This is a genomic window from Ohtaekwangia sp. (assembly GCF_036568665.1).
Taxonomy (GTDB): domain Bacteria; phylum Bacteroidota; class Bacteroidia; order Cytophagales; family Cyclobacteriaceae; genus Ohtaekwangia.
The window spans coordinates 1-5,276 of record NZ_DATCSD010000024.1 but is presented as its reverse complement, the minus strand read 5'-3'; the positions used below and the strand labels follow the sequence as shown (position 1 = coordinate 5,276).

4 protein-coding genes and 1 tRNA gene are annotated in these 5,276 nt (G+C 43.3%); 2 read left to right on the top strand and 3 right to left on the bottom strand.

The genetic code is table 11. The annotated features are described in order from the left end of the window. The 3 genes from VIN08_RS01210 to VIN08_RS01200 form a co-directional block, all read right to left on the bottom strand. The coding region (locus VIN08_RS01210; protein WP_331958993.1) for a beta-N-acetylhexosaminidase at nucleotides 1–1,022 on the bottom strand (1,022 nt) is incomplete at its 3' end. Between the two features lie 150 nt (nucleotides 1,023–1,172). Next, on the bottom strand, nucleotides 1,173–2,228 hold the full coding sequence (locus VIN08_RS01205) for a hypothetical protein (RefSeq protein ID WP_331958990.1): 1,056 nt from the start codon (nucleotides 2,226–2,228) through the stop codon (nucleotides 1,173–1,175). 64 nt (nucleotides 2,229–2,292) lie between these two features. Continuing rightward, nucleotides 2,293–3,699: a DEAD/DEAH box helicase gene (locus VIN08_RS01200; RefSeq protein WP_331958988.1), complete on the bottom strand. Its 1,407-nt coding sequence runs from the start codon at nucleotides 3,697–3,699 to the stop codon at nucleotides 2,293–2,295. Nucleotides 3,700–3,721: 22 nt separating this feature from the next. Here VIN08_RS01200 and VIN08_RS01195 point away from each other — a divergent pair, with 22 nt between their 5' ends. Together VIN08_RS01195 and VIN08_RS01190 are read left to right on the top strand one after the other, a co-directional pair. Continuing rightward, complete coding sequence (locus VIN08_RS01195) at nucleotides 3,722–5,059, top strand: dihydroorotase (RefSeq protein WP_331958985.1); 1,338 nt, start codon at nucleotides 3,722–3,724, stop codon at nucleotides 5,057–5,059. A gap of 58 nt (nucleotides 5,060–5,117) precedes the next feature. Continuing rightward, nucleotides 5,118–5,194, top strand: a tRNA-His gene (locus VIN08_RS01190). Nucleotides 5,195–5,276: the final 82 nt, after the last annotated feature.

Here is a 5,276-nt window from a genome sequence, read left to right as displayed (position 1 = left end):
ACTTTATCCAGGAATTGATATACTTTCTCATCGGTAGGATCGAAAGTATTATCAAGGTGCATTTCAAATTTACCATTGCCAAACCAGGTAGAGAAGCTTGAACCGGGATTTACCTTTAAGGTAGAATCGTTTGTTACTGACAACTCCGGGTAAGAAGCAAGGGCTGCCATGCTATGGCCCGGCACATCTATCTCCGGAAGCACTTCTATATAGCGGTCTTTGGCATACTGTATAATTTCTTTTATATCGGCTTGTGTATAGAAACCACCATCGGTAGCAGCTTCACCAGGCTTGGGTGCTTCGTTGCTGCCAAACGTTCCTACACGTGGCACGCGCCATGCGCCAACGGAAGTAAGTCGCGGCAGACTCTTGATCTCTACACGCCAGCCGTTATCGTCTGTGAGGTGCCAGTGAAAGCGATTCATTTTATACTTCGCCATGCGATCTATATACTTCTTCACATATTCTTTGGTAAAGAAATGGCGGCTCACATCAAACATTTGTCCGCGCCATGCAAAGCGTGGATAGTCTGTAATGGTTACTGCGGCAGCTCTCCACTCAACATCTTTTACCAGCGATGCTGACTCAATGCTGCCTGGCAAAAGTTGCAGAAAAGTTTGCACACCGTAGAATAATCCTGCGGGTGTGTTGGCGGCAATATCAACTTTGCCGGCTTCGGTGTGTAAGGTATAGCCCTCCTTGCCGAGTCGCGCATCAGGCTTTGCATTCAGGGTAAATGTAATGTGTGCCTTGCCTCCTTCTGCCGATGTAAGTGTATAGCCTGTTGCAAGCTTCACTTTATCAATGAGGTATTGTGCTATATGTGCAACTTCCGGTTGCCTGGCCGGCACACTAATGGTGGTTGTGTTGGTAAGAAGAAAATGACCAGCCTCCTGTTTCATACTTACAGGCTCTGGTATAATGGAAATGGTTTGTGCTTTTACATCGCTGTGCTGCGTGCACGACAATGAGAAGCTCATCGCACATACTATAGCGATGACGGTTTTACGGATAAGACTCATAGTGGGCGTTACGATTGATTTAATAACAAGTTAACGAGTTTCTCTTATAGAAATAGATTTTTTCCATGTGCCCTGCACACACGCCTTTCAACGGCATGCCAGATCAAACTTCGTGAAATACATGGTGAAAGAATAAGACATTAAAGGAATTCACTTTCGCTCAATTTTTCCCTGCTCAGATAAAGCAAACCTAACTACACGTTTTTCAAATGTTTTCAAGTTGGTTGAAACAACCAGGAAACTGCTGATACCCTGATCGAGATAATTGCCAATGTATACTTTCTGAACGGCATCGCGTTTTGAATCAAATACAAATGATGTCTGCTTCAGAATTATGTCACGCATCTCATCGACCAGTAACAGTTGAATTTTTGTCCCCGATTTATAGTCAAGCGAAGCATAGATAAAAGGATCTATAGCGATAGAAGGGCGATACTCTACCTGCTGTCGATCCAACGTCTGTTTAATTTTACTTCGGCTAAAAACACCGGCAACCTCATACACATATCGTCCGCTGCTTTTTAGTGTATCCTGTAAAGAATACTCTGTAGTATAGGTGCCGATTGAATTTAGTGCGATTGGGACTGTAGCAATCAAAACAGACTTATGGAGGCGTTCTTCTTTCCGGTATATTTCGAATCCCTCCAGGGCTTCCTGTAATGCTATATCTGCTGTCCATTGGAGGGTAACAATCTTACCGTCCAAAGTCGAAGCGAGTCTCAGCGTATCGAGATGCTGATTATTAAGCGTGAACCCCTTTGCTTCTGTGCTTAGCTGGATTTTAAAACTACAGAAGTCGCCTAAAAAGCCATCGATATTCACAAAGTAATCCTTCCCGGGCTGAAGCGAATCCAATGCGATAAAAACATCCTGATCGCGTATTTGCGCTATACACTGCATTATCCTGTAAGGTTTCCCCTCACACGGATAACCTTCCAGCACAATAGCCTGAATACCCTTTGCATCGCGACATACCTGTGAGGCTATATTTAAATAATATATACCTGTTTGTTGAACCCGAAATGTAAACCACTGATCATTATGATAGGTAAGACATTTGCTTGTAAGCGATCGAAGTGATTTATTAATACAGCTCCACTCTACTGTGGCATGATTGGTAGATGATTGTATAAAGTCATGATCCAATAATAAAACAGAACCATTCTGAATATCATTATTGACAACCTGTGCCCCGGAGCTGGCCATACATATTATAATTAAAAAAATGACTGCCAGCGTTCTTGCCATGTGTATACTATATCAAAAAGAACTACCTGGTTTTCCCCTTGTATTTCTTGTCGTCTGCAGCCTTACGCCCGCTTCGTTTATCAGCTTTTGCTTTATTCTTCGAATTAAACGCATTCCGTTTGGCGTCTGCTTTACTATATTCTTTCTTCTTATCTGCCTTCTTCTCAACTTTTTTGTTGCTCGCTTTCTTTTCGTGAAACGCTCCTTTAAAAGTCGGATCATCTCTGCGTTTACGATCATCGATATCTTTTGCAATAGCCTGCTTCTCTTCAAAAGATGTTTTCTCGATAACCACTTCTTCAGGTATAGATTTCTCCGGTATCTTTTCGCGAATAAGTTTTTCAATTTTTTCGATGTGATATTCCTCTGCCCTGTTTACAAAGGTCAAAGCTTTACCATCCTGAAAGGCACGACCTGTACGACCGATACGATGCACGTAATCTTCATATAGTATAGGAACATCGAAGTTGATTACGTGCGAAACCTTTACTACATCAATTCCTCTGGCTGTAACATCGGTGGAGACCAATACGCGAAGTTTACCTTCTTTAAATTCATTTACCGCATTGATGCGACTGTTCTGCCCTTTGTTGGAATGAATAACACGCACCGGGCCGAGGTGCTTTCGCTCAATGAAATTGAAAACATTATCAGCGTTTTCTTTCGAGCGGGTAAAGATCATCACACGGTTAAAATCTTCTTTATTCTTCAGCAGGTATTCAATAAAGTTGATCTTGGTTTTTATGTTCGGCACATGATACAACTCCTGCTCTACCTGTTTTGCAGCCGTTGCCTGTGGCGTTACTTCTACTTTAATAGGGAACTCTAAAAACTCGGCCGACAGCTTTTCAACTTTCTCCGGAAATGTAGCAGAGAACAAAAGATTTTGTCGCTTGCGCGGAAGCACTTCAAAGATTTTCCGGAGCTGCGGCATAAAGCCCATGTCCATCATACGATCGGCCTCATCAAGCACCAGGATCTTTACCTGCTTTACCGGCAACTCTCCCTTCTGGTATATCTCGGTGAAACGACCCGGTGTGGATATTAATATATCTACACCTTGCTGAATATTTTCGATCTGTGTTTTCGGACCAATACCACCATAGATTGCCTGTATGCGGATGTCGGTATACTTGGATAACAACTTTGCATGTTCCGCCAGTTGAATAGTGAGTTCCTTGGTGGGAGCCAGGATCACAGCACGCGGCTCAGTGCCTTGTGCATATTTTATTTTCATCAGTACTGGCAAAAGATAGGCTGCCGTTTTTCCGGTACCAGTCTGCGCAATACCGATCAGCTCCTGCCCACCCAATATAATGGGAATGGATTTCTGCTGAATCTCTGTTGGCTGCTGAAAGCCCAGGTCTGAAACTGCATTAAGCAATTGCCTGTTAAGATTAAATTCTTCGAAAGTTGTAATGGCAGACACTTTTGCTTCTAATTTTACTGTGATGAAAACTATTCTGATAACGAACGCAAATATAGTCAACGAAGGCAAGGTCTTTACCGGAGATGTATTGATTAAAGGCCAATACATTGAGCAGATCGGAAAAGAAATATCTTATCCTGCCGATCTTGTGATCGATGCGAAGGGAAAATACCTGTTACCAGGCGCGATTGATGACCAGGTACACTTTCGTGAACCGGGATTAACCCACAAGGCTAACATTTATAGCGAAGCAAAAGCAGCGGTGGCTGGTGGTGTTACCAGTTTTATGGAGATGCCCAACACCAATCCGCCCACCTTTACACAAGCCTTATTGGAAGATAAATACCAGATAGCAGCACGCACTTCGCTGGCAAACTATTCATTCTTCATTGGTGCTTCTAACGATAACCTTGATGAAGTAATGAAGACGGATATAAATAAAGTATGCGGACTAAAGATCTTTATGGGTTCATCTACCGGTAATTTACTGGTGGATAATCCTGATACACTCGAAGGTTTTTTCTCGCGATTCCCTGCGCTCATTGCATCGCACTGCGAAGATGAACCAACGATCCGTAAAAATACAGCCGAGTATAAAGAGCGTTATGGCGAAGATGTACCCATCGAATACCACCCACTGATACGAAGTGAGGAAGCCTGCTATAAATCATCATCGTTTGCTATAGCATTAGCCAAGAAGCATGGCACACGTTTCCATGTTCTGCATATTTCAACGGCGAAAGAGACTGCGCTCTTCGATAATACTATACCATTGGAGAAAAAGAAGATCACTGCCGAAGCATGCATTCATCACTTGTGGTTTAACGATGCTGACTATAAACGCCTGGGCACATTGTTAAAATGGAATCCTGCCGTAAAAACTTCACACGATCAGCAGGAAATATTCAAAGCATTGCTGGATGATCGCATTGATATCATTGCTACTGACCATGCCCCTCACTTGCTGGAAGAAAAGAACAATACATATTTTAAAGCGCCCTCAGGCGGACCGTTGGTGCAGCATAGCCTTGTGGCCATGCTTGAATTTCATCAGCAGGGAAGAATAAGTCTGGAGAAGATCGTTCAGAAAATGTGTCACAACCCGGCTATTCTTTTTCAGGTTGAGAAACGCGGCTTTATCCGCGAGGGATATTTTGCCGACCTGGTGCTGGCTGACCTCAACTCTACCTGGACAGTGCACAAGGAAAATATTCTCTCTAAATGTGGATGGTCGCCCCTAGAGGGCACCAAATTCCATTCAGCCGTTACGCATACCTTTGTTTCAGGGCACCTGGTATATGCCGAAGGAAGGTTTGATGAAAGCCAAATGGGCGAGCGACTCACTTTTACGCGAAAATGAACTGAAATTGTTTTTTGCAAATTCGAGGCGACTCACTAAATTTGCAGTCCTCAAAATGGTGGATGTAGTTCAGTTGGTTAGAACATCAGATTGTGATTCTGAGGGTCGTGGGTTCGAGTCCCATCATTCACCCCAAAAAAGCTCCTGTCCCAGGAGCTTTTTTATTTACGGCCCGCTGTGATTCCGGCACTCCGTTTTTAAGTTTCTCATAGGCAAC

Coding starts and splice junctions, on each gene's coding strand:
- VIN08_RS01205 (WP_331958990.1), bottom strand. CDS start 2,228: ATGGCCAGCTCCGGGGCACAGGTTGTCAATAATGATATTCAGAATGGT.
- VIN08_RS01195 (WP_331958985.1), top strand. CDS start 3,722: ATGAAAACTATTCTGATAACGAACGCAAATATAGTCAACGAAGGCAAG.